This window comes from Rathayibacter sp. VKM Ac-2835 (assembly GCF_013266705.1).
Classification (GTDB): domain Bacteria; phylum Actinomycetota; class Actinomycetes; order Actinomycetales; family Microbacteriaceae; genus Rathayibacter.
In genome coordinates this window covers 122,254-139,337 of the sequence record NZ_JABSNQ010000004.1, presented here as the reverse complement: position 1 = coordinate 139,337, position 17,084 = coordinate 122,254, and the positions used below count along the sequence as shown (strand labels likewise).

Sequence of the window (17,084 nt, the reverse complement as noted above, 5' to 3'; positions counted from 1 at the left end):
GGGGCGCGGGCTGTCCCGTTAGAGGATCGTCTACCGGGTCGCGGGCGTGAGCGTGGGCGCGATCGCGACAGCGAAGACGTCGAGATTGCCGAGCTCCTGGCGAAGCTGCTTCTCGGCCAGGGCTCCTGTGCTGGCGGCGTCGGCGAAGTTGGTGGCGGTGACTCGCACGGTGGCCGATCCGGTGAGCCGGTGCCCGATCCAGCGCAGTCGGAGGCTCTCGACCGCCGTCACGCCCGGGGCGTTCTGGAGGGCGTGCTCGGCGCGGTCGAGCAGGTCTGGAGCGATCGCGTCCATCAGGCGGGCGCCGATGGATCGCACGGTCCCCCAGAGCAAAACGAGGATCGACGCAGCGATGAGGAGCCCGATGATCGGGTCCGCGAGCGGGAAGCCGAGCATCACGCCGATCGCGCCGAGGACGACGGAGAGTGAGGTGAAGCCGTCGAGGCGCGCGTGCACACCGTCCGCGACGAGGGCCGCGGACCCGATCCGACGGCCGACGCGGATGCGGTAGATGGCGACCAGCTCGTTGCCGGCGAAGCCGATCAGGCCGGCCGCGACGAGCAGCCACGGGTTCTCGATCGGGCGCGGGTCGAGAAGTCGGGCCACGGCCTCCCAGCCCGCGACGACAGCGGACAGTGCGACGACGAGCACGATGACCATGCCGGCGAGGTCCTCCGCGCGCCCGAAGCCGAAGGTGTAGCGGCGGGTGGCGGCGCGGCGGCCGAGGACGAACGCGATCCAGAGCGGCACCGCGGTCAGCGCGTCGGCGAAGTTGTGGATCGTGTCCGCGAGCAGCGCGACCGAGCCGGTGAGCGCGACGAGCGCCGCCTGCAGGACGGTGGTCGCGAGGAGGACGAGAAGGCTGATCTTCAGCGCGCGCACGCCCGCCGTCGAGGCCTCCAGCGCGTCGTCGATCGAGTCGGCCGCATCGTGGGTGTGGGGCACGAACAGGTCGTAGAGGAATCCCCGCAGGCCGCCGTGCGGGTGGCCGTGCTCGTGGTCGTGCGGGTGGTCGTGCGCATGGTCGTGGTCGTGGTCGTGCGGGTGCGAATGCTCGTGCTCGTGGTCGTGCGGGTGATCGTCGTGGTGCTCGTGAGGGCTCGTGCGTTCGTGCTCGCGACCGGTCATCCCGCCGCCCCGTCCCCCTGATGGTGCGGCGCGTGTCCGACGACGTGCTCCGCCTGCTTGATCGCGTCCACGACAAGCTCGGAGGCGTGCTCGTCGGTGAGCCGGTAGTGGATCGTCGTGCCCTCCCGGCGCGTCAGCACCATTCGCCCGAGCCGCAGCTTCGCGAGGTGCTGCGATACGGCCGCTGGGCTCTTCTGCACCGCCTCGGCCAGGGCGTTCACCGGCAGCTCGCCCGCGTCGTGCAGGGCCAGGACGATGCGCACGCGCGTGGCGTCGGCGAGCATCGCGAACACCTCCACGGCCAGCTCGACGTACTCCGAGTCGACGCCGTGTCTGCTTGTCTCCGTATCCAAGTGCATACGCAGATACTAGACCTACGAGGGCGGAAGGTGCTCCGATCGTCCCGTCTCGGAGCCGGTTCCAGCGCCGGTGAGCGTCAGAACGCTGTGCAGCCCCTCGTCGGTGCCGAACCAGTGCCGACTGATCGTCGCGACGCCTGCCCGCCGCACGGCGAAGCGCAGGACGACGGCGACGAGGAGGACGTCGTCGGCGACTCCGAGCACAGGGATGACGTCGGGGATCAGATCGACGGGGAGGAGGAGGTAGGCGAGCAGGCCGACCAGCGACCAGCGCACGACGCGAGGAACGGTCCGATCCGCGATGAGCGCGCGGAGCAGTCGGACGACGTCGGGAACGAGACGCATCGCCGCGCGCCAGTCGACCGAGCGCCCTGCTCGACGCTGCTGCGCCCACAGCACGGCGACCAGGGCGCACCAGAGGAGTGCCACCCCTCCGGCGACGGCGAGGAGTGGTCCGAGCCAAGAGGGGGTCACTCCGGGATCACGGGATCGGCCGGCAGATTCACCGCGTAGACGCGCTCGGAGTACGTCGCCAGCTTCTCGGTGCTGGCGGTGAGGCGTCCGGTCGCCTGCTGTGCCTCGGGCTGGCCGAAGGCGTCGCGGCGGAGCAGGTCGCGGTGCCAGCGGCGCAGCCGATCCAGGCTCTGCTCCTCCTCCTCGAGCTCCCCGAAGGTGAACTTCTCCTTCGCGAACTCCCGATCGATCTCCGCGTCGAACTTCCCGCAGTCCGCAACGAACTCGTTCCACTCGTCCACCCGGGCGCTCGTGAACACGTCGCGCAGATCGTTCGCGTCGCCGTCGCTATGGCCCGTCGCGCGGAACACGGTCAGGCCACCGTCACCGCGCGCGGCCAGCTCGCGGATCGAGGTCAGGCCCTCGGAGAACGCGGGCAGATCGGGGACCGCCCACATGCCCGCCGCGGCGGGCACCGCTCCGAGGCGGCGCAGCTCCCGCCAGACGGCGACCCGGTGGCGCGAGGGCTGAGCAGGGATACGAGGGACGAGGAGAAGCCAGGCGGTATCAGTCACAGGCGAGAGTGTAACAGCGGTTACATCACTATCTTCGAGTGGTCGTCGAGGGATCCGTGCCGTCGGCGGCGTCGAGGGCCTGTCGAAGGAGGCGGAGCGCCTTCGGCCCCACTCCGTGGAGGGTGGCGAGGTGGTCGAATCCCACCCGCCGCAAGTCGTTGAGGTCGTGCACGCCCGCGTCATCGAGTGCACGAGTGGCCGGAGCCCCGAGGGCGGGGAGCTGGGAAGACGGTTCCACGCGTCCGACCCTACGAATCTTCACACCGTCCCGATAGCCGATCGTCCAGCGGAACCATCCCAGGAGCTGTAGATGTCAGCGGGCGTGGGCGTCCCCGGCCGCAGCGGTATTGAAGAGGCGGCGTGCGTTCAGGGTGAAGGCTCCGACGTAGAGGAGGAGGGCGAGCGCGATGGCTGCGATCAGGTTCGCCGGTCCGCTTCCAGCTTCGCCCGAGAGGAGGGCCGCGATCCCGGCGCCCAGCTGGAGGAGCCCACCTGTGGCGTATCCGATCAACGGCACCACCATCAGGCAGAGGGCGACGACCGCCGCGACCAGGCCGACGAGCGGTGCGATCGCGCGTTGCGAGACTCGGTGGCCGCGCTTCAGGAGCCGAGCGACAGCGAACGCGGCCAGCCCGATGAGCACACCTTCGATCAGGGCGAGCAGTTTCACTTTCCCACCCTAGGTTCGACCGCGGACATTGCTGGCTACGACGGTACCGCGCGACGCGCCGGCGCGGGCTCCGACGTCAGTCTTCGAGCATCTCTCGGCGCGCGCCTTCGCCCATGCTGTCGTAGTCCTCAGCGATGAGCTGGTCGAGGTACTGCTTCTTCGGAGACTTGGTCCAAGCACTTGCGGGGCGCGGCGTCGGGATCTCGGATTCCTCAGTTCCATCAGGCTCGTCGCTCATGCGGTAACGGTACCGGCCTCCGGCGCGCTGGACAAAGTGTTCTCGATTCGGTCAGCGATGCGCCGAAGCATCCGTAGGAGGAGGTCTGCCAACTGAATGACCTCGGCCGCTTCAAGCGGGTCGTTGTACTCGACGGTGCGGTGGCTCGCGGGGTTTTTGAAGGTGCCGATGGCGCCCATGAAGAGCTGCATCATCGCCACACGTTCGCCACCCTCGGCAGAAGCATCAGCAAGGGGCCCATCAGTCTTGAACGCCTCCTGCATCAGCTTGGTCCCGATGAAATCAGTGGAGAGTCCACTGAGCCGACGGACCTCCACCTCGACGGCTTTCATGGCTGCGAAGGCCGCGGTTTCGTAGTCACCCCGGACGAAGGTCGGCTTCGCAGACGGCAGGAGCTGTGGGGACAAGTTGGGGGAGAGCAACTCGTCAGCCTGTAGCTGCAAGAGCGCAGTCGGGTTCGCTCCGATTGCGGCTCCCTGCCGAGTCACTCGCTGCATGGTGCCCTGAGGACTCAGGGCCTGGCCGACACACTGGTGCGCGACGAGCCAGGCCCAAGCGTCACCCAGCCGGCCGACGAGTTGAGGTTTGTCTGGTTCTCCCTCGTACTGGTTCCTGGCTGCGTTCAGGATGTTGTAGCCGCTGATCTCCGAGCCTTCGGCTCTCCCCTGGAGTATCTGAACTGCAATCTCATCGGTGGTTCCCCGGCGAAGCAGCTCGATGGACGGTGCGGTCATGATCCGAACGTAAGGCAGGGTGCGCGGGTTCGCGACCGAACAGGCGATCAGGTAGCCGGCCGACACTAGGTCGCCGTGGGGTCGCGGCGATTGTCCTTGGGTGCCTTTTTCTGCTTCGTCTTCTTCGGGGGTCGATCAGTGCCCGCGGAGAGAGCCTGGAGCTCGCGTGCATGCTCGCCCGGAGCGCCGGAGTGGAACACGGCAACCAGGGGCGTCACGACCGCGACAATCCTGGGCGCGAGCAGCGTGAGAGCAATCAGAGTTGCTGCGATCGCGACCGGCCAAGTGCCGAACGCGCTGAGCGCTGTCAGCAGCGCTCCGTAGATGGAGTATTCGCCAGCGGTTGCTACGACGTGGTTCGGTTCTCAGCGTCATCCAGGCATCCTTCTCCTCAGATCGAGCGTCCGGTAGGGGACCGACTAGCGGCCTTCGCCGGACGTCTGCGGCAGCAGTGATGGCAGTGGCGATTTAACTCTGTTCTACTGATCATCGCGTAAATAGGCGGGTCGCTGAGGTGGCTCGCCTACCCAGTCATCGGAGAAGGCGGTCGGTGGGTATTCCGTATATGGGTAGTCACTATTCATCTTGTGCATGTGCCAGAATACGACATGCTCCGATTCTGTGTTTTTCTTCGAAAGATACTTTGCGGGAATAGCAGCCCGCACTGCTTCGGTTCGCCGATAGTATTCCTTGATCGGCTCGGCCCACCCCACCAACGTGTAGCGTTTCGGCACATATTTTCCGTCGACTTTTGGCCACATGGATCCACTGTTTCGAATGTCTTCGGGTTGCATTGCGGTGTGACTCTTGTCGTAGGTCAGCTTTCGCGGAACATCCAGCTGATCATGAAGAAATACCTGGTCAACCCGCTGTAGTGCTGCAGTGAGTTCGATCGGAAGAAGCGTCAAATACGGCTCAAGCCGGAGAAATGCATCCCGCGCGACCGACAAGCGCTCGGCAACAAATTTAGTGCCTCCGTTGCCGATAGTTCGTAGGACAAGGTTAATATGGGCGTCATTGATGTTCCGCTCTGGACATTTTCCGATAAATTCTAGGTCTCTAATGAGATCGTGACCGTTATTCGCGACGAGCATGAGAGAGCCTTGCAACGTCTGAATAAGGTGACGGAGTCTGCGACGCTCCGGGATCACTACGACGAGGATGTGAAAAAACCAACCAGTCAGGTATGCGAGGCAAAGATCGTATAGAACTGGTAAGTGACCGATCGGAACCAGGTCAAAAGCAATATCGAGTACCCAGCTATTTAGCACGGCGCCGAGCGCGATTAATCCAAGTATTGAAACGACGTGATTGCGAAAAAACGCCCCTACTGATCGGTCTACTTTTGAGAAGTAGAGCAGTTTCTCTTTGGCGGTCTTGGGCTCACGTTGCGCGTCGGCGCTTTCGTCTGGGGAAGCAAAAGTCATGCGCAGATCCGTCACGCGCTCACCGTAGACGTCCGCCGACCCCGAGGGCACCTTTCTCGGTCACCCAGCGTCGCGCGCCCTGCGTCAGCGGTCTTCGGTGAGGTGGCGGTAGATGGTGCCGCGAGATACGCCGAAGGTGTCCGCGATCTGCTGCACGGAGTAGGTCTTCTCGTCGTACATCGCACGCGCCTGCTTCACCTTCGTAGGCGTCATCTTGAACCGTCCACCGCCCTGACGTCCACGAGCTCGGGCGGCAGCGAGACCATCGTGCGTCCGCTCCACGATGAGGTCGTGTTCGAACTCCGCGATCGCGGCGAGCATGTGGAAAAACAGCCGGCCGCCCGGAGTCGTCGTGTCAATGCCCTGCGACAGCGCCTTCAACCCCAGCCACCGCTCGAGGCCGTCCATCAGTCGCTACATCGCTGCACTCTCGCGGGCCGCGTGGGCCTGCTGGTGGCGATAGAGCGTCGCGCGACTCCACCCGACGAGACGAGCAGCGTCCTCGGCGGTGCGACCGCGCGCTCGCGCATCTGCGGCGATCGCGAGCTTGTCCGCGATCACGACCGGATCCGACAGGGGCCGGCCGAACCGGGTGCCGTTCGCGCGGGCGGCCGCGATGCCGGCGTTGACACGTTCCACGATGAGTTCTCGCTCGTACTCCGCGAGCGTGGCGAGCATGTTCAGCATCAGCCGGCCCGTCGACGTCGACGGATCGATGCCGTCCGAGATCGACCGGACCTGCACACCGCGCTCGCGCAGCAGGTTCACCGTGTTCAGCACGTCGATCAGGGAGCGGCCGAGACGGTCGACTCGCCACACGACCACGGTGTCCCCGTCCTCGGCGTACTCGAGGAGCTTCTTCATCCCGGTCCGCTCGATCGCGGTCTTGCTCCCCGAGGTGACGTCCGCGAAGACGTCGCGCTTCTGCACGCCGGCGGCGACGAGCGCGTCGAGCTGCAGCTGCGCGTCCTGGCTCGACGTACTCACACGCGTATAACCGAGAAGCCTCATGACCTCATTCTGAGTCGGAAACACCCTCCGCGTCCCCCGCTGAGACGAAACGCGTCAAGACGTGTTTCTGAGACAGCGGACGTCCCGAGAATCCGGATCCATTGAGCGTGGCGCGACCGCCGGATGGTGCGTCTCAGAAAGCTACTGTTTTGCGAGGCGGGTCAGTAGCCAGCGACTGTCCGAAGCAACCTGACCTGGGCGCGTGTGGACCCGGGTCGCCTGACGGCTAGATGGGGTGTTCTGAGCGTCGCCGCGGCGTTACTGGTCGTTGAACTCTTTCTCGGTGACGTGCTCCCGCCATGTCGTGGTTGTGGACGGATCGTCACCGTTCTCGGTCATCGCAATGTGTTCCATGAAGGTGCCGGGTGCCGCGGCGTGCCAGTGCTCTTGCCCGGGGGGCGTGTGGAGCGTCTGTCCAGCATGCACTTCGACAACGTTGCCGTCCCGAGTACCGAATCGGCCGACTCCCTGGGTGATGCGTAGATACTGGCCCTTTTCGTGGGAGTGCCATGCGGTCCGAGCGCCGGGGGCGAAGCGGACCAGGCCGACGGTCATGTGTGGGCCGTCCTCGTGCGGGACGGCGATCATGTCGAGCCAGACGTCGCCCGCGAACTGCTCCGGCGGGTTCTTCATGGTCGGGGGAGTGGGTTCGATATTCAACGGTTCTCCTTCGAGTCGTGCTCGCCGAGCACCTTCTTTGCGACGGTCATGGCACCCATACCCTTCGGCCAGCCTGCGTAGAAGGCGACGTGGGTGATGGCCTCGATTACTTCGTCGGGCGTGACGCCGTTTTCGACGGCGCGGCCGATGTGAAACTCGAGTTGAGCGGTGTCACCACCTGCGGTAAGGACGGCGACGGTGATGAGGCTGCGGTCGCGGGCGGAGAGTTCGGTGCGGTTCCATACGTCGTCGAAGAGCACGTCGTCGGTGAGTGCGGCGAGTTTTGGAGCGAACTCGCCGAGTGCGCGACGGCCGCCGCCGATCTGCTTGGGTTGATTCGCGGTGTCGGTCATCTAGAAAACCTTTTCGGTTGTTGCCGTCGTCGATAACTAGGGTGAGAGTTAGTCGTCCATCGGGGCGGCGTAGCTGCGGAATTCGCCCCGGTCGGTGTGGATGTGCCAGATCCGGTCTGCCAGTGCGTCAGGTTCGTGTGCGGGGTCTCCGCCGCCGATGCCCTGGGGGATGATGAGCTGGCCGACGTGGATGTTCTCTGGGGCGAGGGCGTCGTGGAGGAGTTGCCCGTAGGCGGCTTGTCCGGCGAACGCGACAGAGGTGCCGGTGACGCTCGCGCCGGGGCGCACGGCGCTGGCACCGTTGATCAGCAGGATGCTCCCGCCGCCGAGTGCACGCATGCCGGGGATGACCTGGTGGGCGGCGGTGGCGGTGCCGTAGATGGAGAACTCCACCGGACCCAGAAGGTCCGCGGCGACGGTCTCGAGCACCGGTCGCATGAATTCCTTCGCCGGGAGTGGGCTGTACTGCAGGACCTCGATCACGCCGAGTCGTTCCGCTGCATGCTCCAGCGCGCTCCGGAGAGAGTCGGGGTCGCGAGTGTTCGCGATGAACCCCGCCGCGGTGATCCCCTCGGCGGTGAGTGCGCCGGTGAGAGCGTAGAGATGGTCCTGGTTGCGGGCGATGAGGGCGACGGAGTGGCCCTCTTTCCCGAATCGGCGGGCGACGGCTAGGCCGAGGCCTTGGCCGGCTCCGATGATTGCGATGGTGCTCATCAGTGGTTCTCCTTGAGGCGTGTGCGGGCGCGGGGAAGGGGCCCAGCATGGGGTGGGGAGGTTGCCGGGCCCCGGTAGGAGGTGTTACGGACGCAGCAGTACCTTCGTGGCGCGGCGCTCATCCATCGCCTTGTACGCCTCAGCCGCGTCCTCGAGCGGAAGGGTGAGGTCGAACACGAGACCGGGGTTGATGCTGCGGTTCCAGATCCGCTCGACCAGGTCTGGGAGGAACCGGATTACGGGAGCGACCCCACCGGTGAAGCTGATGCTGCTGCCGAACAGCTCGAACGCGTTCAGCTCTACGGTCACTGGTACCCCGACGTAGCCGAGGTGTCCGCCGGGGCGGGTGGAACGGATGGCCTGAGACATCGATTCCTTGGTGCCGACGGCTTCGATGACGGAGTCGGCGCCCCACCCTCCGGTAATTTCCTTGATTTTCGCCACACCCTCGTCGCCGCGTTCCTCGACGATGTCGGTTGCGCCGAAGGTGCGGGCGAGAGCCTGACGGTCGGCGTGGCGGGACATCGCGATGATGCGCTCCGCTCCGAGCTGCTTCGCGGCGAGGACCGCCATCAGACCGACCGCGCCATCGCCGATGACGACGACGGTCTTCCCCGGGCCGACGTCGGCGCAGACAGCGCCGTACCAGCCGGTCGCGAGGACATCGGACGCTGTGAGCAGCGACGGGATGAGGTCCTCGTCGGGCTGGCCGGGAGTGGCGACGAGGGAACCGTCTGCCTGGGGGATGCGGGCGCGTTCGGCCTGCATGCCGATGGTGGGCATGTCCACATGGTTGGGGCAGTGGGTGTGGTACCCGGCTTTGCAGATCTCGCACGTGTTGTCCGCGGTGACAAAGGGGCCGACAACGAAATCGCCGACTTTGATTCGGGTGACGGCTGAGCCGACCTCCTCGACGACGCCGACGTACTCGTGGCCGATCTGGATGGGTTCTTTGACGGGGTCAAAACCGCGGAAGGGCCACAGGTCTGACCCGCACACGCATGCCGCAGTGATGCGGATGATCGCATCGGTGGGCTCGAGGATGGTGGGATCCTCGCGCTCTTCGACGCGAACATCGCCGGGGCCGTGCAAGATAACTCCGCGCATGATGGTGCCTGCTTTCGAATCGGGTTCAACCCCAGCGAAGGGGCGCTTCAACTCGCCGTAATGTGCCGACGACCGACGTCCATCGAAACCGATCGGACGTGGACCCTGCCAGGGCGAACTACGTCCCCCCATGAGCGGCAATTTTCCAGGCCGCGCTCTGGGGGGTCAGGCCGGGGCCTGCCACTGATATCCGTCGCGTACGTCGGGAAGGTGTCAAGAGACCGGGCCGCGGCCGGCCGGCAACGTCACGAGCGGGTGGACGGCCGGGGCGCCAGCATCATTTGCCGTTCATCCGGTATCGGTGTCGACGAAGAACCGTTCCTGGTGCGAGGGACGTGATCAGGCGTGGCTCAGGTTCCGGGAAAGTTCCGGGTGGGCGTTGGCCTGGGTGATGAGCTGCTTGCCCTTCTGAATGACGCCTTCGATCGAGTCATCGCCCGCGACCCACCGCTCGGGCGGCTCGGGGAGGTCGAGGATCTGGACAAGGGAGGTGGCGAGCTTCGCCGGGTCGCCGGGCTGCTTACCGTCGAGGTTTCGCCACATGCCCTTGAGCTGTTCGGTCTGCTCGGTGTAAACGTCGATGGTCAGCTCCGGCCAGAGGGTCGATTCGCCCTCGGTCAGCAGTTTCGTGCGGAACATTCCCGGCTCGACGATCGTGGTGGTGATACCGAACGGCTCGACCTCCGCGTGAAGGGCTTCCATCCACCCCTCCAGCGCGAACTTCGACGCGGCGTAGGCGCTGCCAAAGGGGTAGCCGACAACACCAGCGGTCGAGGTGACAGTGACGATCTGCCCGGAACCCTGCGCGCGCAGAAGCGGAAGAACGGCGCGGGTGACGTTCAAAGCGCCGAAGAAGTTAGTGTCCATTTCGCCGCGGATCTGGGCATCGGTGAGCTGCTCGAAAAATCCGGTCTGGAAGTTGCCGGCGTTGTTCAGGAGCACGTCGATGCGACCAAAGCGGTCGATGCCGCTCTGGACTGCCGTCTCGATCGATGCGGGATCGGTCGCGTCGAGGCTGACGGGCAGCAGGTTTTCGTGCTCCCCGAGCGCGTCTCGTACCCGGTCAGCGTTGCGGCCGGTGGCGATGACGCGGTGGCCCACCTCGAGAGCTCGGCGGGCGAACTCTGTGCCCATTCCGCGGCTGCTGCCAGTGATCAGCCATACCTTCGATTCAGTCATACGGGTTCCTTTCGGGGGTGTGCTTGTGACGCTGAAGACCAGCCGGCGCAGCAGAACTACGCGATCGACTCGCTTCACGGTAGGAGCGTGACCCGGGATCGTGGGGGGCCCGGATTCGTCCTCCCACAGCGACCCGGCGCAGGCGTTACATGAGTGCAGGGCCGCCACAATCAGGCCCGTTCAGCACACCGGTGACGCTCCGAGCGTCGAAACCCGAGGAGACCCATGCGTCAAGTCATCATGTACAAGGCCGGCGACGTCCATGTCGAGGAGCGCGAAGACCCCACGATCATCGACCCCACCGACGCGATCATCCGCCTCACCGCGACCTGCATCTGCGGATCCGACCTCTGGCCGTACCGCGGCGTCGAGGACGCCGATCATCAGGTGATGGGCCATGAGTACGTCGGCATCGTCGAGGAGATCGGCGCGGACGTGATGACGATCAAGGTCGGCGACTTCGTGGTCGGCTCGTTCGTCATCTCGGACAACACGTGTGAGATCTGCCAGTCCGGCTTCCAGTCCAAGTGCGTGCACGCGGAGTTCGTGTCCGCGACCATCGGCACCCAGTCCGACAAGGCTCGCATCCCCTACGCCGACGGCACCCTCGTCGCCACCCCCGGTCAGCCCGATGCGGACCTCATCCCGTCGCTACTCGCCGCCTCTGACGTCCTCGGTACCGGCTGGTTCGCCGCCGACGCCGCTCAAGCCGGACCCGGGAAGACCATCGTCGTCGTCGGCGACGGCGCCGTGGGCCTGATGGCGGTCCTCGCCGCGAAGCAGCTCGGCGCCGAACGCATCATCGCCATGTCTCGCCACCCAGAACGGCAGGCCCTCGCCACCTTCTACGGCGCCACCGACATCGTCGAAGAACGCGGCAACGCGGGCATCGCGAAGATCATGGAGATGACCGGTGGGCTCGGTGCGCACTCCGTCGTCGAAGCGGTCGGCACTCAGGAGTCGTTCATGCAAGCCGTTGGGATCACCCGCGGCGGCGGTCACCTCGGCTACGTCGGCGTGAACTATGACGTTCAGATCCCCGGCATCCAGCTGTTCTTCGCCGGCATCCACGCTCTCGGCGGACCCGCGCCCGTGCGCCGCTACCTCCCGGACCTGATCCAGCTGATCTGGGACCGGAAGATCGACCCCGGCAAGGTCTTCGACCTCACCCTCCCCATCGAGGACGCCGCTGAGGGATACAAGGCGATGGATGAGCGCCGCGCCACCAAGGTGCTCCTCACCCTCTGAACCACCTCACCGCTGGGGCGCGGCACTTGCCGCACCCCAGCACCGGCAGATCTACCCTGGAGCCACGATGAGCAGCAAAGACGAGATCCGCGAATTCCTGATTTCTCGCCGCGCCCACCTCACCCCAGCCGCCGCAGGGATCCCCGACACCGGCGGCGACCGACGCGTTCCAGGGCTACGCCGCGAAGAAGTCGCAGCTCTCGCCGGGCTCAGCCCCGACTACTACACACGCCTGGAACGAGGCGCGATCCTCGGCGCCTCCGAGAGCGTCCTCGGCTCCATCGCCCGCGCTCTTCAACTCACCGACGTAGAACGAGCGCACCTTTTCGACCTCGCCCACGAGCAACCTCTCCTTCCCTCCCACCGGACTGACGCCCCCACCAGGACCGTCCGCGCCTCCGTGCAACGAGTCCTCGACAACATGCATGTGCCCGCAGTCGTCTACAACACCCACCAAGACCTCGTTGCATCGAACATGCTCGGACGAGCCCTGTTTGCGCCCCTCTTCGACGTCGATCACCCCAACATGGCGACATTCATCTTTCTCGACTCTCGCGCCCCCCACTTCTACGAAGACTGGGCGCTCGCGTGCAGCCTCACCGCCGCGATGCTCCGCTTTGAAGCAGGCCGCGACCCGCTGAACCCCGAACTCACCACCCTCATCGGCGAACTCTCCACCCGCAGCCCACAATTCCGCCAGAACTGGGCCGAGCGCGACGTCCACGAACACCGCACCGGCCGGAAGATCTACCGACACCCCGCCATCGGAGACCTCGACCTCACCTACGACGTCTTCGAAATGCCAGGAGAACCTGGCCTCTCCATCGGCACCTACACCGCAGACACCGGCTCACCCTCCGCCGACAACCTCGCGCTACTCGCCACCTGGGCAGCCAGCCACGACCCCGACAGCACTACAAACAGCCACGACCCCGACAGCACTACAAACTGAAGCGCAAATAATTTCGACCAGCCCTACGGCCGAGTTGAAGGCTAAGAGCAGCAGGGGCAAGTGTCAGACAAGGCCCGACACGGCCCTACTCGGACGCGCTCGGGTCCTGCGCCTGACGTCAGATTTGGGTGTACCCCAGACGGTCACTCGATGCCGCCATGATGCGATCGCAGAACACCGCCACAGAGCGATCAACTCCACACCGACGGAACGCAGACCACCGATCCGCAGCGCGATGCGCTGGTCGCGGCCGGCGTCGATGACGCGCAGCTGTACGCCGACCTCGCGTCCGGCCGGAAGGATGATCGGCCGGGTCTGCTGTCGTGCCTGAAGGCATTGCGCGAGGGCGACACGCTCGTGGTGTGGAAGCTCGACCGGCTCGGACGCGACCTTCACCACCTCGTGAACACCGTCCATGACCTCACCGCCCGCGGCATCGGGCTGAAAGTGCTCACGGGTCAAGGAGCGGCGATCGACACGACCACCGCGGCCGGCAAGCTCGTCTTCGGGATCTTCGCGGCCCTTGCCGAGTTCGAGCGGGAGCTCATCTCCGAACGAACGATGGCGGGCCTCGCGTCCGCTCGAGCACGCGGTCGGGTCGGCGGGCGCCCGTTCACCATGACGCCCGCCAAGGTGCGACTCGCGATGGCTTCGATGGGCAAGCCGGAGACGAACATCGGCGCCCTGTGCAAAGAACTGGGCATCTCGCGCCAGACGCTCTACCGTCACGTCTCGCCCACGGGTGAGGTGCGATCAGATGGCCTTCGCGTCCTCGGGCGCAAGAGCACCTAGACGTAGCTCCCCGATGCCGGCGTACGCTCCGAATGACAGCTCCGGTAGTTGGAGTGGGCTGCCTACGAGATGCTAGTCGCATGCGTTTCACTCACGAACTCGGCGGTGGATTCCGGCTCGCGTTACGCACCCTCGATACCGTCGAGGAGATGCACGCTCTGACGCTCGCCAATCTTGAGCGTTTACGGCGGTGGGAGTCGTGGGCGCTCTACGACCAAACACTCGAAGGCACCGCTGCCTTCACTCGTGCTCAGCTGGCGGACTTCGCCGCGGGATCCGTGCTGCCGACCGTCATCATGTCCGGCGACGCTCTCGTCGGTTCCGCCTCTCTTCGAACGAACTCCTACACGCAGACAGCGGAACTCGGGTACTGGATCGACGCTGCGGCCGAGGGTCGTGGCGCCGTGACTCGTGCCTGCGTTGCGTTGCTGACGGAGGTCCGAAGCCGAGGAATCCGTCGAGTTGAGATTCGGACGGCGGTGGAGAACAAGCGCAGCTCGCGCGTTGCTGAGCGGCTCGGGTTCACTTGTGAAGGTGTCCTCGCCTCTGCGTTGCCGCTCGGAGACGAACGACTGGACGTGGCGGTCTACGGGCGCACGTTCGCCCGCTGACGTTATATCTCTCGCCCGCCCTCCAGAGTGCAGCGGCATGAGCATTTCGTTAGAAGCCGCCGTGTGCCGCCTTTCGCGACGGGCAGCCCAAAGCGTCGTGCAGAGGACCTTGCGAACTTGTGCAGAGGACCTCGAAAACTGACAACGTGCCGAGATCTCGCGGCCCTGATTGTCCCGTTAGACCCGCCCGATGAAATGCCCGATGGCGGGGCGCCAAATGACACATTGTTCGGATGGCAGCTCTCGTGGGATACGCCCGCGTCTCGACGGACAAGCAGGACGCGACCGCGCAGCGCGACGCGCTCGAGGCGGCCGGCGTTCCGTCGGATCGGATCTACGTCGATTCCGGTCTCACGGGTCGCAATCGCGATCGTCCAGCGTTGCGGGAGGCGCTGGCGGCGTGCGACACCGGGTCGACGTTGCTCGTGACGAAACTCGACCGGCTCGCGCGCTCGATCACCGACGCGCGGGACATCGTCGACGAGCTCACGCGCCGAGGGGTGAAGCTCAGCATCGGGGGATCGGTCCATGATCCGGAGGACCCGATTGGCCGGCTCCTGTTCAACGTTCTCGCAATGGTCGCCGAGTTCGAAGGCGACCTCATTCGCTCTCGCACGAAGGAGGGCATGAAGATCGCGAAGGCGAAGGGTCGGCTGCGCGGGCGGGCGCCGAAGCTCTCGCCGAAGATCGAGGCACACCCGGTCGCAGAGCATCACGCCGGCAACTACACCGTCGCGGAGCTCGCAACTGAGTTCAAGGTCGCTCGATCGACCGTGTATCGGGCGGTGCAGCGTGCGCAGTTGAAGGACGCGCGGACCGTGGAGGTCGCGCTGGCCCTCCCGCCGGTGGACGACTCTCTGTGAGCTCGGACGCTCGCCGGATCGCGGACGAGAGAGCTCTGGCGCGCCTGGAGCAGCTGTACGCCGAGATGCCCGCGCTGTCGTGCCTGGTGAGTAGTCCTGCCACCAAGACGTCGACGCCTGGCGCTCAACGTGGAGGTGTTGCGGCATGTCTGAAGTCGGCGCAGCTGAGTGCGAAACGATCGTCGGTCGGTGCGTCACGGAAGCTACCGGTTCGCGTGGCCGAACGACTCCGGTGCTGCGCTTGCACTGTGTGGTCGGGCTCGAGACGAAAAGAAGCGGCCGCCGGCATTCGCCGACGACCGCTTCTCTCAACGGCTGGTCATCCGTCTCATCGAGATGGTCGGCCGATGCCGGGGTCAGCAGAGCGCTGCGCGAACCTGGCGGATGGTGGACAGCGGCACGTTCGCGCCGAGGCGCTCGATCCGGCGCTGCAGCGCGGAGTCGGCCGTGGTCGTGCAGGCGGCGGCGATGCGCGGGTCGGTCGCGTCGATGCCCAGGCGCTCGAGGACCGCGGCGACCTTCGCCGGGATGGCGGGCTCGGGTGCCTCGGTGCTCGAAAGCTCACCGTTGATGCCTGAGCGGTCCTGGCCCGCGGTCACGAGGAGAGGCGTCGGAGTTCCTCCGAGGGGGACGTCCTTCCAGAACTCGGGGATGCAGTCGATGGGGAAGGGCTGGAACGAGATCTCGACGTTGCCCGGGATGACGCCGGTGATCGCGTAGGTGCCATCGGGGTTCGTCACTGCCCCACGCCCCAACAGGAGGTTGATGCGGTTCACGGCTCCGACAGAGATGCCTCCGGTGGGGACGCCGTCGCAGGTGACCCGGCCGGAGACGGTCGAGCCGAGAATCAGGGTCGAGTCGGCCGTCGTAGTGGAGTCGGCGACGATGTCGACTTCGGACGCTTCCGCAGTGGTGAGGACCCCGTCCCACATCTGCGCCGCCCAGGGGCTCCCCGTCGGCGGGAGGAACGCCACTTGGTAAGAGCCGGTCTCGACGCTCAGGGAGTAGTGGCCCTCCGCATCGCTCGTTGCACCGTCCCCGACCTGGTACCCCTGGTCACTCACGGGGATCACGTCGATGCCAGCGACGGGACCAGCTCCGGCGCCGCTCACCGTTCCCTGCAGCGTCCCGTACGCGACGTCGGCTTGTGCCGGCACGGCGGCACCGACTGTCAGTGCGGTGGCGAAAGTCATGGCTGCGATGCCGATGGATGTCATGCGCACTCGGCGGCTGGATTGTCGGAGCATGTGATTCCCCTCTCGTGCCGCCGCACAAGCGCAACGATCCGCTCGCACGGTACCGGTTCCAGGTCAGCTCGCATCAGCCCCACTCCTGGCACCCGTCCGGGTGAAGCCCGTGCAGTGATCGTCGCCCACCTAGGTCCAGGACATGCGCGGCGATGCTGCCAGCGGAGGGGACGCTGTCCAGGATCGCGGCAGAGGTCGTGGTCGACACGGACTCGACGGCCTTCTGACGGAGACGCCTGCGGAAGCGCGCGAGGAGCACCTGGCTATTCCGGCGCCCGGGACGGGAGTGCCGCTAGACGACGACTACCTTCCCGAGGGTGACAGTGCTGGTGCTGCCAATGCTGCGCACGCTGTAGTCGTAGTTCTGGCCTGGGGAGGTGCCGGAGTCGAGCTCCGCGGTGAAGGTCGCCGAGCCGGTCTGGTCTGTGGTGGCGTAGGTGGTGGAGTCGAATTCGCCGCCGCGGTATCCGGGGTGGGAGAACATCAGGGCGCCGTCACCATTGACGATCACCAGCTTCGCGATGACGCCCTGGCCGGCCGCGTCGAGGAACTGGACTCGGATGGGGAAGGTCTCTCCGGGTCTCGCCTCGATCGTCGGCTCGAGGATTCGAAGCCCGACGGTCTCAGTGGGCTGGCTCGTGGCTGCTGCCGGTGCTGCAACCGCGAGAGCGACGACGGGAGCGCTCCATGCCAGGCCTGTGAGTGCTCGGCGCGTCAGCGGTGCAGAGGTGGACGGGTGCTGAGGGGCGGACTGCTCCACGGA

At 65.8% G+C, this 17,084-nt stretch carries 21 protein-coding genes and 1 pseudogene; 5 read left to right on the top strand and 17 right to left on the bottom strand.

The window, feature by feature from the left end:
• Nucleotides 1-30: 30 nt before the first annotated feature.
• The 15 genes from HRK28_RS17170 to HRK28_RS17100 form a co-directional block, all read right to left on the bottom strand.
• On the bottom strand, nucleotides 31-1,128 hold the full coding sequence (locus tag HRK28_RS17170) for a cation diffusion facilitator family transporter (protein WP_173252523.1): 1,098 nt from the start codon (nucleotides 1,126-1,128) through the stop codon (nucleotides 31-33).
• A complete protein-coding gene (locus tag HRK28_RS17165; protein WP_160089593.1) occupies nucleotides 1,125-1,487 on the bottom strand; it encodes a metalloregulator ArsR/SmtB family transcription factor in 363 nt (120 codons plus the stop codon). The genes HRK28_RS17170 and HRK28_RS17165 overlap by 4 nt, the downstream gene beginning before the upstream one ends.
• 15 nt (nucleotides 1,488-1,502) lie before the next feature.
• Nucleotides 1,503-1,916, bottom strand: coding sequence for a YkvA family protein (locus HRK28_RS17160; protein WP_367948465.1), 414 nt, complete (start codon nucleotides 1,914-1,916; stop codon nucleotides 1,503-1,505).
• A 41-nt stretch (nucleotides 1,917-1,957) separates the two neighbouring features.
• Nucleotides 1,958-2,515, bottom strand: coding sequence for a Chromate resistance protein ChrB (locus HRK28_RS17155; protein WP_160089591.1), 558 nt, complete (start codon nucleotides 2,513-2,515; stop codon nucleotides 1,958-1,960).
• Nucleotides 2,516-2,828: 313 nt separating this feature from the next.
• Complete coding sequence (locus HRK28_RS17150) at nucleotides 2,829-3,185, bottom strand: hypothetical protein (RefSeq protein ID WP_173252521.1); 357 nt, start codon at nucleotides 3,183-3,185, stop codon at nucleotides 2,829-2,831.
• Between the two features lie 76 nt (nucleotides 3,186-3,261).
• Nucleotides 3,262-3,423 carry a hypothetical protein gene (locus HRK28_RS17145; protein ID WP_173252520.1) on the bottom strand — a complete coding sequence of 54 codons (162 nt, stop codon included), beginning with the start codon at nucleotides 3,421-3,423 and terminating at the stop codon, nucleotides 3,262-3,264.
• The gene (locus HRK28_RS17140) at nucleotides 3,420-4,157 is read right to left on the bottom strand and encodes a TIGR02391 family protein (protein WP_173252519.1); all 738 of its coding nucleotides are present in this window, start codon (nucleotides 4,155-4,157) and stop codon (nucleotides 3,420-3,422) included. The genes HRK28_RS17145 and HRK28_RS17140 overlap by 4 nt, the downstream gene beginning before the upstream one ends.
• Before the next feature lie 479 nt (nucleotides 4,158-4,636).
• The gene (locus tag HRK28_RS17135; protein WP_173252518.1) at nucleotides 4,637-5,599 is read right to left on the bottom strand and encodes a hypothetical protein; all 963 of its coding nucleotides are present in this window, start codon (nucleotides 5,597-5,599) and stop codon (nucleotides 4,637-4,639) included.
• Between the two features lie 69 nt (nucleotides 5,600-5,668).
• Nucleotides 5,669-5,992 carry a recombinase family protein gene (locus HRK28_RS17130; RefSeq protein ID WP_173252517.1) on the bottom strand — a complete coding sequence of 108 codons (324 nt, stop codon included), beginning with the start codon at nucleotides 5,990-5,992 and terminating at the stop codon, nucleotides 5,669-5,671.
• A 6-nt stretch (nucleotides 5,993-5,998) separates the two neighbouring features.
• On the bottom strand, nucleotides 5,999-6,595 hold the full coding sequence (locus HRK28_RS17125) for a recombinase family protein (RefSeq protein ID WP_070409155.1): 597 nt from the start codon (nucleotides 6,593-6,595) through the stop codon (nucleotides 5,999-6,001).
• A gap of 258 nt (nucleotides 6,596-6,853) precedes the next feature.
• A complete protein-coding gene (locus HRK28_RS17120; protein WP_173252516.1) occupies nucleotides 6,854-7,255 on the bottom strand; it encodes a cupin domain-containing protein in 402 nt (133 codons plus the stop codon).
• The gene (locus tag HRK28_RS17115) at nucleotides 7,252-7,608 is read right to left on the bottom strand and encodes a carboxymuconolactone decarboxylase family protein (protein ID WP_173252515.1); all 357 of its coding nucleotides are present in this window, start codon (nucleotides 7,606-7,608) and stop codon (nucleotides 7,252-7,254) included. The genes HRK28_RS17120 and HRK28_RS17115 overlap by 4 nt, the downstream gene beginning before the upstream one ends.
• Before the next feature lie 48 nt (nucleotides 7,609-7,656).
• Nucleotides 7,657-8,322: an SDR family NAD(P)-dependent oxidoreductase gene (locus tag HRK28_RS17110; protein ID WP_173252514.1), complete on the bottom strand. Its 666-nt coding sequence runs from the start codon at nucleotides 8,320-8,322 to the stop codon at nucleotides 7,657-7,659.
• Between the two features lie 84 nt (nucleotides 8,323-8,406).
• Nucleotides 8,407-9,429 (bottom strand): zinc-dependent alcohol dehydrogenase family protein, encoded by a 1,023-nt coding sequence (locus HRK28_RS17105; protein WP_173252513.1) that lies wholly within the window; start codon nucleotides 9,427-9,429, stop codon nucleotides 8,407-8,409.
• A gap of 339 nt (nucleotides 9,430-9,768) precedes the next feature.
• Nucleotides 9,769-10,608, bottom strand: a complete 840-nt coding sequence (locus tag HRK28_RS17100; protein ID WP_173252512.1) for an SDR family oxidoreductase — start codon at nucleotides 10,606-10,608, stop codon at nucleotides 9,769-9,771.
• Between the two features lie 225 nt (nucleotides 10,609-10,833).
• Between HRK28_RS17100 and HRK28_RS17095 the strand changes: the two genes are divergently transcribed.
• The 5 genes and pseudogenes from HRK28_RS17095 (at nucleotide 10,834) to HRK28_RS17075 (ending at nucleotide 15,074) form a co-directional block, all read left to right on the top strand.
• Nucleotides 10,834-11,856 (top strand): zinc-dependent alcohol dehydrogenase family protein, encoded by a 1,023-nt coding sequence (locus tag HRK28_RS17095; RefSeq protein WP_173252511.1) that lies wholly within the window; start codon nucleotides 10,834-10,836, stop codon nucleotides 11,854-11,856.
• 67 nt (nucleotides 11,857-11,923) lie between these two features.
• A complete protein-coding gene (locus HRK28_RS17090) occupies nucleotides 11,924-12,808 on the top strand; it encodes a helix-turn-helix transcriptional regulator (protein ID WP_173252510.1) in 885 nt (294 codons plus the stop codon).
• Nucleotides 12,809-13,012: 204 nt separating this feature from the next.
• A pseudogene (locus HRK28_RS17085) lies at nucleotides 13,013-13,600 on the top strand (recombinase family protein); the annotation flags it as partial.
• An 80-nt stretch (nucleotides 13,601-13,680) separates the two neighbouring features.
• The gene (locus HRK28_RS17080; protein WP_173252509.1) at nucleotides 13,681-14,211 is read left to right on the top strand and encodes a GNAT family N-acetyltransferase; all 531 of its coding nucleotides are present in this window, start codon (nucleotides 13,681-13,683) and stop codon (nucleotides 14,209-14,211) included.
• 233 nt (nucleotides 14,212-14,444) lie between these two features.
• Nucleotides 14,445-15,074, top strand: a complete 630-nt coding sequence (locus HRK28_RS17075; protein ID WP_173252508.1) for a recombinase family protein — start codon at nucleotides 14,445-14,447, stop codon at nucleotides 15,072-15,074.
• Between the two features lie 356 nt (nucleotides 15,075-15,430).
• Here the strand turns inward: HRK28_RS17075 and HRK28_RS17070 are convergent, their stop codons facing one another.
• On the bottom strand, nucleotides 15,431-16,138 hold the full coding sequence (locus HRK28_RS17070) for a hypothetical protein (protein ID WP_173252507.1): 708 nt from the start codon (nucleotides 16,136-16,138) through the stop codon (nucleotides 15,431-15,433).
• A gap of 475 nt (nucleotides 16,139-16,613) precedes the next feature.
• Nucleotides 16,614-17,081, bottom strand: coding sequence for a hypothetical protein (locus tag HRK28_RS17065; protein WP_173252506.1), 468 nt, complete (start codon nucleotides 17,079-17,081; stop codon nucleotides 16,614-16,616).
• Nucleotides 17,082-17,084 lie beyond the last annotated feature (3 nt).

Coding starts and splice junctions, on each gene's coding strand:
- HRK28_RS17165 (WP_160089593.1), bottom strand. CDS start 1,487: ATGCACTTGGATACGGAGACAAGCAGACACGGCGTCGACTCGGAGTAC.
- HRK28_RS17110 (WP_173252514.1), bottom strand. CDS start 8,322: ATGAGCACCATCGCAATCATCGGAGCCGGCCAAGGCCTCGGCCTAGCC.
- HRK28_RS17170 (WP_173252523.1), bottom strand. CDS start 1,128: ATGACCGGTCGCGAGCACGAACGCACGAGCCCTCACGAGCACCACGAC.
- HRK28_RS17115 (WP_173252515.1), bottom strand. CDS start 7,608: ATGACCGACACCGCGAATCAACCCAAGCAGATCGGCGGCGGCCGTCGC.
- HRK28_RS17095 (WP_173252511.1), top strand. CDS start 10,834: ATGCGTCAAGTCATCATGTACAAGGCCGGCGACGTCCATGTCGAGGAG.
- HRK28_RS17145 (WP_173252520.1), bottom strand. CDS start 3,423: ATGAGCGACGAGCCTGATGGAACTGAGGAATCCGAGATCCCGACGCCG.
- HRK28_RS17125 (WP_070409155.1), bottom strand. CDS start 6,595: ATGAGGCTTCTCGGTTATACGCGTGTGAGTACGTCGAGCCAGGACGCG.
- HRK28_RS17140 (WP_173252519.1), bottom strand. CDS start 4,157: ATGACCGCACCGTCCATCGAGCTGCTTCGCCGGGGAACCACCGATGAG.
- HRK28_RS17105 (WP_173252513.1), bottom strand. CDS start 9,429: ATGCGCGGAGTTATCTTGCACGGCCCCGGCGATGTTCGCGTCGAAGAG.
- HRK28_RS17130 (WP_173252517.1), bottom strand. CDS start 5,992: ATGGACGGCCTCGAGCGGTGGCTGGGGTTGAAGGCGCTGTCGCAGGGC.
- HRK28_RS17100 (WP_173252512.1), bottom strand. CDS start 10,608: ATGACTGAATCGAAGGTATGGCTGATCACTGGCAGCAGCCGCGGAATG.
- HRK28_RS17090 (WP_173252510.1), top strand. CDS start 11,924: ATGAGCAGCAAAGACGAGATCCGCGAATTCCTGATTTCTCGCCGCGCC.
- HRK28_RS17075 (WP_173252508.1), top strand. CDS start 14,445: ATGGCAGCTCTCGTGGGATACGCCCGCGTCTCGACGGACAAGCAGGAC.
- HRK28_RS17080 (WP_173252509.1), top strand. CDS start 13,681: ATGCGTTTCACTCACGAACTCGGCGGTGGATTCCGGCTCGCGTTACGC.